This window comes from Paracidovorax konjaci (assembly GCF_900112675.1).
Lineage (GTDB): Bacteria > Pseudomonadota > Gammaproteobacteria > Burkholderiales > Burkholderiaceae_C > Paracidovorax > Paracidovorax konjaci.
The window spans coordinates 254,194-267,392 of record NZ_FOMQ01000002.1; the positions used below are offsets into that span (position 1 = coordinate 254,194).

Here is a 13,199-nt window from a genome sequence, read left to right on the forward strand (position 1 = left end):
AGCCGGTGGAAAAGGGTCAGGCGCCGGCGGGCGGCAGGCCGGGGAGGGACAGGGGCCGGCGGTGGAGGCGGCGCGCGGAGCGGCCCTGCCGAAGCGTTGTCGGGCTCTGGGGAAAGCGAGAGAAAAACCGCCGGACGGCCAACGCATCGAGGCCGGCCGTGGAAGAGAAATGCATGAATGGGTTGAGAGTGGTTTGCGTTCAAATAATAGCGAAAGACGTTGGCGGCGATCCCGCCCGTCGATTGCTGCGCGGAACGGGCCTGCGCTTCAACCGGGCAGGTCAGTCGCCCCGATGGCCCGCGACCCACGCGGTCACGGCATCGGCGCTGCGGAATTCGTCGCACGCGCGGGCGGGGGTGCCGGGGTAGCGGCTGTTCCACATCCGGGCGAGCGCCTGTCCCGGCCCCACTTCCAGAACGCAGCGCACGCCGCGTGCCTGCAGGTTTTCCATGCATTCGTCCCAGCGCACGGTGCGGGCGATCTGCGCGGCCAGCGCGTCCCGGGCCTGCGGCGCGGTGGCGATGCGGTCCGCCGCATTGCTGAACAGCGCGGTGCGTGGCCGGGCGAAGGCCACGCCCTCCAGTACCTGGCGGAAGGCCTCGGCGGCGGGTTGCAGGGCGGGCGTGTGCGAGGCCAGGCCCACGCGCAGCCGCGTGCAGCGGCCGCCCTGCTGCGTTGCCAGCGCCTCTGCGTGCTCCAGCGCGGGTGGCGGCCCACCGAGCACCACGCTGTCCGGTGCGTTGCGGATCGCCACCGCCAGGCCGGTGGCCCGCAGCAGCGCCTCGAGCGCAGCGGGCGCCAGGTGGCTCACGCCCAGCAAACCGCCGGGTTGCCCGGCGGCGCAGCGGTCCATCGCTTCCGCGCGGGACTGTGCCAGCGACAGGGCCGTGTCCGCATCGAACACGCCTGCGGCACTGAAGGCGGCCAGCTCGCCCACGCTGTAGCCGGCAACGGCGGCGGGCGCGGGCAGCCGGGCGGCCAGCCGCTCCCAAGCGGCCAGGGCCAGCCCGGTCAATAGCACCTGGGCATGGGCGTTGCGCGAGGCCCAGTCTTCCTGGCGCAGCGCCTCCCGCCAGCCGGGCACGCCGAGCCGCCGGTTCACCGCGCGGGCCAGTCCGTCGTCGGCCAGCCAGGGCAGCATGCCGGGGTGCTGCTGGCCCTGGCCGGAGAACACGAGGGCATAGCTCATCGCGCGGGCGGGGCGATGCGCTCGATCCAGCAGGCGGCGGCCAGCAGGTCAGCCGTACCGCCGGGCGAGAGCCAGCGCGCGACGAAATCGCGGCCGATGGCATGCGCCGCCTCCAGCCCGCCGGGCCGGGCCGCACCGCCTGCGGCCAGGAAGTCGCGCGCGCAGGCCTGGGCATGGCGCAGGCCCTGCAGGCCGCCCCGGTGCGCGAGGTTGCTGTCGTCCAGCACGGCCATCACGGCGAACAGCGTGTCCAGCCGCGCGGCCTGGGCGCCGAGCCCGCGGGCCCGCGCGGCACGCAGCGCCGGCACCGCGGTATCGAACAGCACCGGAAAGCCGAGCGCCGCCTCCTCGGCCGCGCCGCGCAGGCCGTGGCGGCGCGCGGCGATGCCGCCCGGCAGCCGTGGTGCCCGCTGTGCCCGTGCGACCAGTGCCGCGCCCCAGCGCTCCCGGAGCATGGCGCGCAGGGCCTCGGGCCGCAGGGGAGCGCCAGCGCGCGCCAGGGCGCCGGCCGCCGCGCACAGCAGGCCCAGCGTGAAGATCGCGCCCCGGTGGGTGTTCACGCCGCCGGTGGCCGCCGCCATGCGGGCCTCGGCGTCAATGCCGCAGCGCTCCAGCGCGGGGAACGCTGCATCGGCGTGGCCCAGCGCCGCGATGCGCACGAAGTAGCCGCGCAGCGCGAACAGGCTGCGAAGGAAAGTGCTGGCGTCCATGTCGGCGTGGCTGCCGTTGTCGGTGAGCGTCACCAGCCCGGGCTTGGGCGAGAGGGCCAGTTCGTCGTGGAGCGCGAGCGTGGCGGCACGGCCGATGCCCTGCGGCGCAAGGCAGGCCTGCCCGGGCAGGGGCGCGATCCGCCGCGCAGCGCCGCTCATGGCGCGGCCTCCGCGGTGGCTTCCCGGTCGGGCCAGAACGCCCCGTGCGCGATGTGCGCGCCGCCGATGCGCTTGACCAGCAAGGAAGCGGTGCGCCCCGTGCGCCAGGCGCTCCATTCGCGCCAGGCTACGGCGGCGCCGTCGGGGAACATGACTTCTCCGTCGAGCCGCAGCGGTGTTTCCGGAAAGGCCAGCAGCCGCTCGGCCACCGCATCGGCCTGCGCGGGTCCGGACACGGCGATGCACAGGTCGGTATCGGAGCCGGCGCGCAGGTGGTCCAGCCCGGTGATGAGCTGCCAGCCGTGGCTGCCGTAGATGCGGGCGGGCGCGCCGCTGTCGGCGAGGTCGGCGCACAGCCGGTCCCAGGCGTCGCGGGAGCCGGGCGGCAGCAGGGGCCGGGCGCGCGTCGCGGGCGGAAACGCGTCGAAATACAGGATGTCCGTGCGCGGGACCCGCAGCGCCAGCCGGCACCGGCCCCAGCGGCCGGGTGCGGGCAATCCCAGCGCGAGGGTGCCGGCGTGCCCGGGCGGCTGGGTGGCCACGACGAGCGGCAGGCGCCGGGCGGACCAGTGGGCCAGGCAGTCGTGCGTGGCGGCATCCCGTCCGCCGGCGAGCTGGCGCTGCCAGCCGGCGTCGGACAGGTAGGCCAGTTGGTGGCGCTGCAGGGGCGCGGTGGCGGGCGGCATGGCGCGACCGGGCCCGTTCAGACGGCGTCCAGCACGCGCTGCGCCACTGCGGCGGCCAGCCGGCGGCCGCCGCGCGCGGCGCCATCCCCGGCGCGCGTGTCCTCGGTGGGAGCCTGCGCCAGGGCCTCGCGCAGCGCGGCAGGCAGGTCCCCCCGCCACAGCGAGCGCACGCCGCCCATGGCCACGTAGTTGTCCACGCCGGGTGCGAACACGGGGTTGGATTGCGACAATTCCGACAGCATCGCCTCGGGCAGCTTGGTCACGCGGGCCATCGCGGGAATGCGCATCACGCGGATCTCGGCCTCGGGCAGCGCATCGCAGGCGTCGGCGATCAGCCCCGAGGTGATGAAGCCGCCCGAGAGCGCCTGGTCATAGACCAGCCCGAGCACCCGGTGTCCCTGGCGCCGCGCGCAGTCGATGGCCAGTCCCAGGTGCGCCATGGCGCGGTTGATGCCGAGCAGTTCGTCGCGCCGCCGCAGTTGCTGGCCCTGCGTGTCGATGAGCAGCAGGATGGGCCGGCCCGGATGGCGGGCCACGGTGTCGAGCACCACGCGGGCCTGCGCCAGCGCCAGCCGCACGCCGATGGGCGCATGGTTCGTGGTGCCGACCACGGCCAGCGTCCGGCCGTCGAAACCGGGCGTGCCCGAGAGCAGGTCGCCATCGGCCGTGATGCCGTGGCCGGGGCCGAAGAGTTGTTCGGCCAGGGTATTCCATTGCATGGGGGATTCCTCGTTCGGTCGTCAGGCGGTGCGCAGCGCCTGCACGGCGGCCACGTCCAGGTCGGGCACGCGGGCGGCATCGGCCACGCCCAGGGCCTGCCAGAGCGCGGTGGCCTCGTCGGCCGGTGCGCCGTCCGGCAGGTGCTCCAGGGCGGCCATGCGCGCGGCGAGCAGCGCATGCTCGGCCTCCAGGGTCTGCCGGTCCACGGGCCGGGCGCCGCCGCCGGGAGCGCGCATGGCGTCGATGGCGGCGGCGCGGAAAGCCGCCACGTCGTCCTCGACCAGCGCATCGCAGTCGCCCGTGAGCCAGCGGTGCTTACCGCCGCTGGTGCGCCAGACCAGGGCGCGGTCGCGCGCGTCGTACTCCTCCACGCCGTGCGAGGCCTCGATCACCTCGGGGCCCGACATGGCGAGCCGGCCCACGTCGCTCATCACCACGTGGTCGGCGCAGCGCGCCACGATGCCCATGCCGCCGAAGCAGCCGTTGGCGCCTCCGATGAGCACGATCACCGGGATGCCGGCGGCCCGCGCGTCCAGCACGGCGCGCATCACCTCCGACACGGCGATCAGGCCCGCGTTGGCCTCGTGCAGCCGCACTCCGCCCGATTCGGCCAGCAGCAGCACGGCCGCGGGCCGGTCGCGCAGCGCGCGCCGCAGCAGGCCCGTGAGCTTGGCGCCGTGCACCTCGCCCACGCCGCCGCCCATGAACTCCCCCTCCTGCGCGGCCACGAAGACGGGCCGGCCCCCCAGCGTGGCGCGGCCGATGGCCACGCCGTCGTCGAAGGCCGAAGGCACGCCCAGCTGCGCCAGGTGCGGGCTGGTCAGGCGTTCGGCCGGCGGCAGCCATTCATGGAAACTGCCGGCGTCCAGCAGGTGCGCCAGGCGCTCGCGCGCGCTGCATTCCGCATAGCTCAGGCCCATATCCGTGCTCCCGGCAAGGCGGCCACGGCCTGGTCGAGCCGCAGTCCCACCACGGCGGGCGTGGCGCCCATGTCGTTGATGGACAGGCGCACGCCGGCCAGCGGGTGGCGCGCGTGGAAGTCGTCCAGCACCGCCTGCCAGATGGGGCCGAAGCCGCGCGCCGAGGTGTCCACGCGCACGGCGCACCCGGAGCCGCCGGTGGATTCGAGCAGCACTTCGAGGTTGCCCGAGCCGACCACGCCGACCAGCACCGGCGAGAAGGCGCCGGCCGGCCGGCCGCCGGAGAAAGAGAATTCGAGGGTTTCGAGCCCCGCGGGGATGTCGCTCATTCTTGGCTCCTTGGAACGTGTTCAGTGGTTTTTTGGGAGAACACGGTCTTACCAGTTGCGGAAGCGCCGGGGCGGCTGGTAGAGCCCGCCCGAGGCGCGCACGAGGTCGCGCATGCTGCGCGCGGCCAGCAGGTTGCGCGTGGCATCGCGCGGATCGATGCCCAGGTCCTGGGGGCGGCGGATGACGCCGCGGTCGCGCAGGTTCTCCACCGCGCGCTTGTCGCGCGCCAGGCCCACGGCGGTGTAGCCGGCCACGCCGCGGATGGCCTGCTCGCGCTCCTCGTCCGTGCGGCACAGCAGCAGGTTGGCGATGCCTTCCTCGGTGAGGATGTGGGTCACGTCCTCGCCGTAGATCATGATGGGCGGCAGGTCCATGCCCGTCTGCTCCTGCAGCGTCCAGGCATCGAGCCGTTCGACGAAGGCGGGCTGCATGTGCTCCCGGAAGGTCTCCACCATCTGCACCACGAGTTTTTGCCCGCGCGGCGTGCCGGCCGCGCCGCTGCGGCCCGCGCGCGCCTCGCGCCCGGCCTGCAGCCAGGCGGCGCTGGCGTGCCGGCGCCCGCGCGCGTCGGCGCCCATGTTGGGCGCGCCGCCGAAGCCGGCGATCCGGCCCAGTGTGGCGGTGGAGCTGTTGCCGTGCAGATCGATCTGCAGCGTGGAGCCGATGAACAGGTCGCAGGCATAGTGGCCGGCGGCTTGGCAGAAGGCGCGGTGGCTGCGCAGGCTGCCGTCGGGGCCGGTGAAGAACACGTCGGAGCGCGCGCGGATGTAGTCCTCCATGCCCAGTTCGGAGCCGAAGGAGTGCACCGATTCCACCCAGCCCGCCTCGATGGCCGGAATCAGCGCCGGATGCGGGTTGAGCGCCCAGTGCCTGGCGATCCGGCCTTTCAGGCCCAGCGATTCGCCGTAGGTGGGCAGCAGCAGCTCGATGGCGGCGGTGTCGAAGCCGATGCCGTGGTTCAGCCGCTGCACGCCGTAGCCGGCATAGATGCCCTTGATGGCCATCATCGCCATGAGCACCTGGATCTCGCTGATCTGCGCCGGATCGCGCGTGAACAGCGGCTCGATGAAGTGCGGGCGCGGCGCCTGCACGACGAAGCTCACCCAGCCGGCCGGGATGTCCACCCGCGGCAGCGGGGTGCTGCGCCCATCGACCATTTCATTGACCTGTGCGATGACGATGCCGCCCGAGAAGGCCGTGGCCTCCACGATGGCGGGCGTGTCCTCGGTGTTGGGCCCGGTGTAGAGGTTGCCCTCGGCGTCGGCGGCCTGCGCGGCGATCAGCGCCACCCGGGGCGTGAGGTCGATGAAGTAGCGCGAGAACAGTTCCAGGTAGGTGTGGATGGCGCCGATCTCGATGCGCCCGGCCGAGGCCAGCCGCGCGATGCGCGCGCCCTGTGGGCCCGAGAAGCTGAAGTCGAGCTTCGAGGCGATGCCGTTCTCGAACACGTCCAGGTGCTGCGGCAGCGCCAGCACCGACTGCACCATGTGCAGGTGGTGCACGCGCTCGGGGTCGAGCGACACCAGCGCGTCGGCCAGGAAGTCGGCCTGCTTCTGGTTGTTGCCTTCGAGGCAGACGCGGTCGCCGGGTTCGAGCACGGCTTCGAGCAGCGTGCCGATGGCCGACGCATCGACCCGCTTGCCCGCCAGCGGCGTGCCTCGCTCGGCCAGCGCGCGATCGGCCCGCGCGAGCCGGGCGGCGCGGTCGTCGGCGCGGGTGTTCCAGTCTCTGGGGTTCATGGCTGTGGAATGAAAGGGGAAGGGGTGGAAGAACGGGGCGGCGGACAGGGCGCTACAGCACCACGAACAGCAGCCACACCGCCACGGGGGCGATGAGGGTGACGGCGGCGCCATAGACCATGAGCTGCCGGAAGAACCTGTCGCGGTCGATGCCGCGCGCATTGGCCAGCACCAGGGCGCCGTTGGTCGAGAAGGGGCTCACGTCGACGATGGTGGAGGACACGGCCATGGCCGCGATGAAGCCGACCGCCCCCACACCGCCGTCGCCCTGCAGGAAGGGAACGGCCAGCGGGATCAGCGAGCCCAGCACCGCGGTGGACGATGCGAAGGCGGACACCACGGCACCCACGAAGCACAGCAGCAGCGCGGCCATCAGCGGCGAGGTGAGTCCCGCGACGCTGTGGCCCACGAAATCGATGGTGCCCATCTTCTCCATCACGCCCACGTAGGTGCTCACGCCCACGATGAGCATGATCTCGGGCCACGACACCTGACCCAGCGCGCGTTTCTGCAACTGGGGCGCCATGAGCGTGAGCAGCAGGCCGATGGTGATGGAGACGAAGCCGATGTCCTGCCGGAAGAACAGCGTCAGCACGGCCAGCGCGAGCAGTCCGAGCACGGTGGCGGCCTGGTACCAGCGTGCGCCCTGCGCTCCGGGCTCGGTGGAGGCCGCGTCCATCAGGGAATCGCCGGTGCCGCCCGGCCGGTCGGCGGTGCGGCGCTCCTCGCTCAGCGACTCGCCCTCGGCATCGCCATAGGCCTGGGCGCCGCCCTGGCCGTGGGCCACCGGGGGCAGCCCGAACGCCGCATCCGAGCCATCCGCGCCGGCCCGCTTGCGCATCAGCCGCATGCCGCCCATCAGGCAGAACAGCAGCAGCGCCACGGCCAGGTTCACGGTGAAGCTCGCCGCCATGGTGGCGATTTCGTTGAGCGGCAGGCCGGCCTTGGCCACGATCTTGTTCGTGATGCCGCCATAGATGCTGATCGGAGAGAAGCCTCCGCCCTGCGCGCCATGGATCACCATGAGGCCCATGAGTAGCGGGTTGATGCGGTAGCGCGCCGCGAAGCCCAGCGCGATGGGCGCGATGATGGCCACGGCCGCCGGGCTCACGGCGCCCACCGACGTGAGCGCCGCGGCGATGAGGAACATGATCCACGGGATGGCTGCGATGCGCCCGCGCACCGCGCGCACCGCCAGCCGCACCAGCCAGTCGATGGTGCCGTTGTTCTGCGCCAGCGCGAACAGGTAGGTGATGCCCACCAGCGTGAGGAACAGATCGGCCGGGAAGCCGCCCAGGATGGCCTTGGCGTTCATGCCGGCCGCCAGTGTGCCCACGAGGAACGCGCCGACGAACGCGATCACCCCCATGTTGACGGGCAGTACCGTTGCGACGATGAACATGCCTGCGAGCACGCTAATGGATACCCAGTGGGAAGTCATGGAACCTTGTCTCCTGCCGTGGTGGAAGAGCCGTTGATCGGCGCTCCGTTTGTTGTGCTGGAGACGATAGGGAACTGCCCCGGCCCGATCAATGCCAGGGCGCGCGCGATCTTTCCGCTGGCTGAAACGATCCGGGCGCGGTTCAGGCCAGCGTGACCTTGGCACCCCGGCACACGGCCAGCAGGGCGAGCAGGTTCGGGTCGCGCTCGCGGGTGCGCAGGAAGTGCAGGCCGATGGCCTGGCGCATGCGGTAGCGCGGCTGCAGCGGAATGAGTTTCACGTGGGGCGGCAGGGCGCCGCGCACCCGCCCGGGCAGCAGGGTGCAGCCCACGCCGCCGCCCACCAGGTTCATCAGCGAGAAGATGTCCCCGGTCTGCATCACCACGTCGGGGGTGAAGCCGGCCATGCGGAAGGTTTCCATGAAACCCTGGTAGGTGGCGAAGCCTTCGGTGAGGCTCACGAAGCGCTCATGGCGGCAGGCCGCCAGATCGACGGGCTCGCCGGGCGGATGGAACGAGTCCGCGGGTGCGGCGAAGAAGATGTCGTCCTCGAACAGCGGCTCCGACTCGATGTCGGGCGCGTCGCCGGGGGAGGCCATCAGCGCGGCGTCGATGGCGCCTTCGCGCAGCTTGCGCAGCAGGTCGGCGTTGGAGCCCAGCACCAGGTCGGTCTGGACCTCGGGCAGGCGGGTCTGGGTGCCCACCACGATGGCCGGCACCGTGCGGCTGGTCAGCGAATAGAGCGAGCCGATGCGCAGCCTGTCGGAGGCATAGCCGGCCACGGCCCGCGTGGCGCGGATGCCCCGCTCCAGCGTGGCCAGCAGCTCGCGCGCCACCTCGGCCAGGTGGTGCGCGGCATCCGTGGGGTGCAGGTTGCGCCCTTCATGGCGAAAGAGCCGGCAGCGCAGCGAGTCTTCCAGCGAATGCAGCGCCCGGTGGACGCTGACCGCGCTGATGTCCAGGCCCTCCGCGGCGCGTGCCAGGTTGCCGGTCTCCAGGAAGGCCAGCAGGATGTGCAGCTTGCGCAGCGTGATTTCGTCATCGGGGCGTTGGGGCAGGGCCATGCGGAGGGCTCGATCGGAATCCGGACGGCGCGATTGCAGCACAGTATTGCGGAGCGTCCGCCAGGACCGCCGGCGCGCGGCGCGGCGAGGTTCAGGCGCTGCCCGCCGGTGGGGCGGAATCCTCGCCCGCCAGGGGCAGGTCCGCCGGGGCGGCGGCGCGTTCCTGCCGCTCCTTGGCCATCTGCTCCACCAGCTGCTGGCGGCCCTGCTTGGCCACCGCGATCATTTTTGCGCGGTCCTTGTGGTGCGGGTACATGCGGTCGGCCAGCGCGACGTTGTGCTTGCGGAAGCGGTTCGCGAGCGCTTCGGCCTCGGCGGCGGGCAGGCCCACCAGTTCCAGCACCGTGCGCGCGCTTTTGAGGCTGGACTCGAACACCTCGCGCTCCACGCGCTCCACGCCCAGGTCGCGCAGCGCGTTCCAGTGCGTCACGTCGCGCGCGCGGGCCACGATCTCCAGTTGCGGGAAGTGCTTGCGCGCGGTCTTCACGATCTTGAGCGACTGCTCGGTGTCGTCCACCGCCACCACCAGCACGCGCGCCTGCGCGGCACCGGCGATGCGCAGCAGGTCGAGCCGCGTCGCGTCGCCGTAGAACACCCGGTAGCCGAAGGTGTGCGCCACTTCCAGCATCTCCACGCTGTGGTCCAGCACGGTGGCGGGCACGCCCTGGGCCAGCATCATGCGCGCCACGATCTGGCCGTAGCGGCCGAAGCCCGCGATGATGACCGGCGCCTCCTGCGGCTCCGAGATCTCTTCCACCGCCGGGGGTGCCCGGTCCTTCAGGCGCGCATAGCGGCGCAGCAGCACCCGGTCGAGCGCGGTGAGCAGCAGCGGGCTCAGCAGCATCGACAGCGCCACCGCCCCGATCAGCAGCGAAGCCGTCTCGGCCGGAATCGCTCCGGCACCCGCGCCGGTCTGGAACACCACGAACGCGAATTCGCCGCCCTGCGCGAGCAGCAGCGTGAACACCGGACGCTCCTGGTAGGCCATGCCGGTGGCGCGCGCGAGCGCATAGATCACCGCGCCCTTCACGGCAAGAAACCCGAAGAGCAATGCGAGCATGGTCCACGGCGAGCGCATCAGCACGCCGAAGTCGATGGTCATGCCCACGGCCATGAAGAACAGGCCCAGCAGCAGGCCCTTGAAGGGCTCCAGGTCGGTTTCGAGTTCGCGGCGGTATTCGCTCTCGGCCAGCAGCACGCCGGCAAGGAAGGCGCCCAGCGCCATCGACAGCCCCACGGCCAGCATTAGCATGGCCGTGGCCACCACCAGCAGCAGCGCGGCGGCGGTGAAGATCTCCGGCGTGCGGCTGCGCGCGATCCAGCGCAGCAGCGGGCGCAGCAGCAGGCGCCCGCCCAGCACGATGCCGCCCACCACGCCGACGATCTTGGCCGCCTCCAGCGCGAGGCCGCTGGCCGTGTGCGGCTGGGCCGCACCCGCCGCACCTTCGGCGCCCGCGCCGAGCAGCGGCAGCAGCGCGAGGATCGGGATCGCCGCCACGTCCTGGAAGAGCAGGATCGAGAACGCCTTCTGTCCGCTGTCCGTGCGCATCAGGTTGCGCTCGCCCAGCACCTGCAGCGCGATCGCTGTGGACGACAGCGCCAGCCCCAGCGCGCCCACCAGCGCGATGCGCCAGGGCAGGCCGCACGCCCAGGCAGCGGCCCACAGCAGGGCGGCGCAGCCCAGCACCTGCGCGCTGCCCAGGCCGAAGATGGGCCGGCGCAGGCTCCAGAGCCGGCTGGGCTGCAGTTCCAGCCCCACGAGGAACAGCATCAGCACCACGCCGAATTCCGCGAAATGCAGGATGTCCTGCACATTGCTCACGAGGCCCAGTCCCCAGGGACCGATGGCGATGCCCGCCGCGAGGTAGCCGATGATCGCGCCCAGCCCGAGCGCGCGTGCGATGGGCACCGCCAGCACGGCGGCGCCGAGGTAGAGGAAACCGTAGGTGAGCCAGGTGGGTGCGTGGGCCATGGGCGCGGTGGTGGCGTCGGACGGGATGGGGCGGACGGGAGCGGGGCTGCAGGCCGGGGAAAAGTGCGGACCGCGTGCGGCCCGGCGTGCTCCGGCCGATTGTGCACCGGTAACATCCAGCCTCCACGGCCGCGCCGTGCGCCCGTCCCCTCCGTTTCCTTCTTTTCCCTTCCTTCTGCAGCAACCCATGGACCTTCAACCCTGGCTCGCCTTCCTGGCCGCCGCCTGCCTCATCGCCCTCTCGCCCGGTTCGGGTGCCGTGCTGTCCATGAGCCACGGGCTCGCCTATGGCGTGCGCCGCACGGGCGCCACCATCCTCGGCCTGCAACTGGGCCTGCTCCTGGTGCTGGTGATCGCGGGGGCGGGCGTGGGCTCGCTGCTGCTGGCCTCCGAGGCGGCCTTCAGCGCCGTCAAGGTGATGGGCGCCTGCTACCTGATCTACCTGGGCTTCACGCAGTGGCGCGCGGGCGGCGCCTCCCTGCTGGACGAAGGCGCCGGCGCCCCGGCCGGTTCGTGGCGCAAGCGCTGCGCCACGGGCTTCCTCACCAACGCCACCAATCCCAAGGGGATCATCTTCATGGTGGCGGTGCTGCCGCAGTTCCTCACCGAAACCCGCCCGCTCTGGACGCAACTGCTGGCGATGGGCGCCACCATGGTGGCGGTGGACCTCACGGTGATGCACGGCTACGCGGCCGGAGCCAGCGCGCTGCGCCGCCTGCTCAAGAGCCCGCGCGCCGTGCGCAACCAGAACCGCGTGTTCGGCGGCCTGCTCATGGCCGTGGGCGCGGGGCTGTTCTTCGTCAAGCGCGGCGGCCAGCATGCCGCCTGATTTGCTATATATTTAATAGCAAACTATTGAATGAATCCGGCGGCATGGAGCGGTTTTTGCTCCAAACTCTTGTGCCGTCGCAACGGGGCGCTACCATCGGCGCTCCATACCGATCGAGTTCCGCTTTCGAGGAGTCGCACATGCCCGTGATCGCAGTGGCAAACCCCAAGGGGGGAGTCGGCAAATCCACGCTCGCCATGAATGTGGCCGGCTATTTCGCGAGCCAGGGCCACAGCGTCGCGCTGGGCGACCTGGACCCGCAGCAGTCCTCCCGCCTCTGGCGCAGCCTGCGGCCGCCGGCCGCCCGGCCCATCGCCGACTGGGACACCCCGGCGGGCACCGGGCTGCGCCCGCCGCAGGGTGCGACGCATGCGGTGCTCGACACCCCGGCCGGCCTGCACGGCGTATCGCTCAAGGAGGTCCTGAAGCTGGCCGACAAGGTGGTCGTGCCGCTGCAGCCGAGCATCTTCGACATCTACGCCACGCGCAGCTTCCTCGACGAGCTGGCCGCCCACCGGCAGGCCGCCCGCACCCGGATCGGCATCGTGGGCATGCGCGTCGATGCGCGCACCATCGCGGCCGACAAGCTGCAGGAGTTCGTCGAAAGCCTGGGCCTGCCCGTGCTGGGCATGCTGCGCGACACGCAGAACTACATCCACCTGGCGGCGCAGGGGCTGTCGCTCTTCGACGTGGCGCGCGGGCGTGTCGCGCGCGACCTGGAGCAGTGGCATCCCATCTGCGAGTGGCTCGGGCAGGACTGACCGCCTTCCCCGCGGCGCGCGCGCCGGCCGCGGCTGTCGCCTGTCCGACAAGCCGGGGGGCGGGCGGCGCACTACAGTGCGCTGCATGACACAAGGCCTCCACGCTCTCCCGTCGCCCCGGGGCTCCGCCCCTGCGGTCTGCGCTCTCCGTCCCTGGGGAGGCCGGCCATGAAACGGACTTTCCAGTCGTATTCGGAGCTGGCAGCCTGCGTGGGCAGCGAGGTGGCGGTGTCCGAATGGATCCCCGTCACGCAGGCCCAGGTGGACCAGTTCGCCGAGGCCACGGGAGACCACCAGTGGATCCATGTGGACCCCGAGCGCGCGGCGCAGGGCCCGTTCGGCGGCCCGATCGCGCACGGGTTTCTCACGCTGTCGCTGCTGCCGCGGTTCTTCGAGTCGTGCTTCGCCATCGAGGGCGCGCGCATGGGCGTCAACTACGGCCTCAACCGCGTGCGCTTCATGTCGCCCGTGCCGGTGGGCAGCCGGGTGCGCGCCCGGCTCACGCTGCTCGGCTGCGAGCCGCTGGCCCCCGACGGAGTGCAGATGACCTGGCAGGCCACCATCGAACGGGAGGGTGCCGACAAGCCCGCCTGCGTGGCCGAATCGCTCACGCGCAGCTACGGCGCGGCGCCCTGACCCGCCGCAGCGCCATCCCGGGCCCGCACGCAGCCAGCCCGCGC

13 protein-coding genes are annotated in these 13,199 nt (G+C 72.1%); 3 read left to right on the forward strand and 10 right to left on the reverse strand.

Annotated elements, in window-relative coordinates; genetic code table 11:
* Positions 1-280: 280 nt before the first annotated feature.
* From BM144_RS03690 to kefC, 10 genes are all read right to left on the reverse strand, one after another.
* Positions 281-1,189 (reverse strand): ACP S-malonyltransferase, encoded by a 909-nt coding sequence (locus BM144_RS03690; protein WP_092949937.1) that lies wholly within the window; start codon positions 1,187-1,189, stop codon positions 281-283.
* Entirely contained in the window at positions 1,186-2,058 is an 873-nt protein-coding gene (gene mdcB / locus BM144_RS03695) for a triphosphoribosyl-dephospho-CoA synthase MdcB (protein ID WP_092949938.1), read from the reverse strand. Before mdcB ends, BM144_RS03690 begins: the two co-directional genes overlap by 4 nt.
* Positions 2,055-2,744 carry a malonate decarboxylase holo-[acyl-carrier-protein] synthase gene (mdcG, locus tag BM144_RS03700; protein WP_092949939.1) on the reverse strand — a complete coding sequence of 230 codons (690 nt, stop codon included), beginning with the start codon at positions 2,742-2,744 and terminating at the stop codon, positions 2,055-2,057. The genes mdcB and mdcG overlap by 4 nt, the downstream gene beginning before the upstream one ends.
* A 17-nt stretch (positions 2,745-2,761) precedes the next feature.
* Positions 2,762-3,463, reverse strand: coding sequence for a biotin-independent malonate decarboxylase subunit gamma (locus BM144_RS03705; RefSeq protein ID WP_092949940.1), 702 nt, complete (start codon positions 3,461-3,463; stop codon positions 2,762-2,764).
* Positions 3,464-3,484: 21 nt separating this feature from the next.
* Positions 3,485-4,384 (reverse strand): biotin-independent malonate decarboxylase subunit beta, encoded by a 900-nt coding sequence (locus BM144_RS03710; RefSeq protein WP_092949941.1) that lies wholly within the window; start codon positions 4,382-4,384, stop codon positions 3,485-3,487.
* Complete coding sequence (mdcC, locus tag BM144_RS03715) at positions 4,375-4,713, reverse strand: malonate decarboxylase acyl carrier protein (RefSeq protein WP_092949942.1); 339 nt, start codon at positions 4,711-4,713, stop codon at positions 4,375-4,377. The genes BM144_RS03710 and mdcC overlap by 10 nt, the downstream gene beginning before the upstream one ends.
* Positions 4,714-4,761: 48 nt before the next feature.
* Complete coding sequence (gene mdcA, locus BM144_RS03720; protein WP_092949943.1) at positions 4,762-6,453, reverse strand: malonate decarboxylase subunit alpha; 1,692 nt, start codon at positions 6,451-6,453, stop codon at positions 4,762-4,764.
* A 52-nt stretch (positions 6,454-6,505) separates the two neighbouring features.
* Entirely contained in the window at positions 6,506-7,894 is a 1,389-nt protein-coding gene (locus BM144_RS03725) for an SLC13 family permease (protein WP_092949944.1), read from the reverse strand.
* 142 nt (positions 7,895-8,036) lie between these two features.
* Positions 8,037-8,951, reverse strand: coding sequence for a LysR family transcriptional regulator (locus BM144_RS03730; protein WP_175525946.1), 915 nt, complete (start codon positions 8,949-8,951; stop codon positions 8,037-8,039).
* Between the two features lie 97 nt (positions 8,952-9,048).
* Positions 9,049-10,929 (reverse strand): glutathione-regulated potassium-efflux system protein KefC, encoded by a 1,881-nt coding sequence (gene kefC, locus BM144_RS03735; RefSeq protein ID WP_092949946.1) that lies wholly within the window; start codon positions 10,927-10,929, stop codon positions 9,049-9,051.
* 187 nt (positions 10,930-11,116) lie between these two features.
* Between kefC and BM144_RS03740 the strand changes: the two genes are divergently transcribed.
* The 3 genes from BM144_RS03740 (at position 11,117) to BM144_RS03750 (ending at position 13,155) form a co-directional block, all read left to right on the forward strand.
* Positions 11,117-11,758: a LysE family transporter gene (locus tag BM144_RS03740; RefSeq protein ID WP_092949947.1), complete on the forward strand. Its 642-nt coding sequence runs from the start codon at positions 11,117-11,119 to the stop codon at positions 11,756-11,758.
* 140 nt (positions 11,759-11,898) lie between these two features.
* Positions 11,899-12,519 carry a nucleotide-binding protein gene (locus BM144_RS03745; RefSeq protein ID WP_092949948.1) on the forward strand — a complete coding sequence of 207 codons (621 nt, stop codon included), beginning with the start codon at positions 11,899-11,901 and terminating at the stop codon, positions 12,517-12,519.
* A 168-nt stretch (positions 12,520-12,687) separates the two neighbouring features.
* On the forward strand, positions 12,688-13,155 hold the full coding sequence (locus BM144_RS03750; RefSeq protein WP_092949949.1) for a MaoC family dehydratase: 468 nt from the start codon (positions 12,688-12,690) through the stop codon (positions 13,153-13,155).
* Positions 13,156-13,199 lie beyond the last annotated feature (44 nt).

Coding starts and splice junctions, on each gene's coding strand:
- BM144_RS03690 (WP_092949937.1), bottom strand. CDS start 1,189: ATGAGCTATGCCCTCGTGTTCTCCGGCCAGGGCCAGCAGCACCCCGGC.
- mdcB (WP_092949938.1), bottom strand. CDS start 2,058: ATGAGCGGCGCTGCGCGGCGGATCGCGCCCCTGCCCGGGCAGGCCTGC.
- mdcG (WP_092949939.1), bottom strand. CDS start 2,744: ATGCCGCCCGCCACCGCGCCCCTGCAGCGCCACCAACTGGCCTACCTG.
- BM144_RS03705 (WP_092949940.1), bottom strand. CDS start 3,463: ATGCAATGGAATACCCTGGCCGAACAACTCTTCGGCCCCGGCCACGGC.
- BM144_RS03710 (WP_092949941.1), bottom strand. CDS start 4,384: ATGGGCCTGAGCTATGCGGAATGCAGCGCGCGCGAGCGCCTGGCGCAC.
- mdcC (WP_092949942.1), bottom strand. CDS start 4,713: ATGAGCGACATCCCCGCGGGGCTCGAAACCCTCGAATTCTCTTTCTCC.
- mdcA (WP_092949943.1), bottom strand. CDS start 6,453: ATGAACCCCAGAGACTGGAACACCCGCGCCGACGACCGCGCCGCCCGG.
- BM144_RS03725 (WP_092949944.1), bottom strand. CDS start 7,894: ATGACTTCCCACTGGGTATCCATTAGCGTGCTCGCAGGCATGTTCATC.
- kefC (WP_092949946.1), bottom strand. CDS start 10,929: ATGGCCCACGCACCCACCTGGCTCACCTACGGTTTCCTCTACCTCGGC.
- BM144_RS03740 (WP_092949947.1), top strand. CDS start 11,117: ATGGACCTTCAACCCTGGCTCGCCTTCCTGGCCGCCGCCTGCCTCATC.
- BM144_RS03745 (WP_092949948.1), top strand. CDS start 11,899: ATGCCCGTGATCGCAGTGGCAAACCCCAAGGGGGGAGTCGGCAAATCC.
- BM144_RS03750 (WP_092949949.1), top strand. CDS start 12,688: ATGAAACGGACTTTCCAGTCGTATTCGGAGCTGGCAGCCTGCGTGGGC.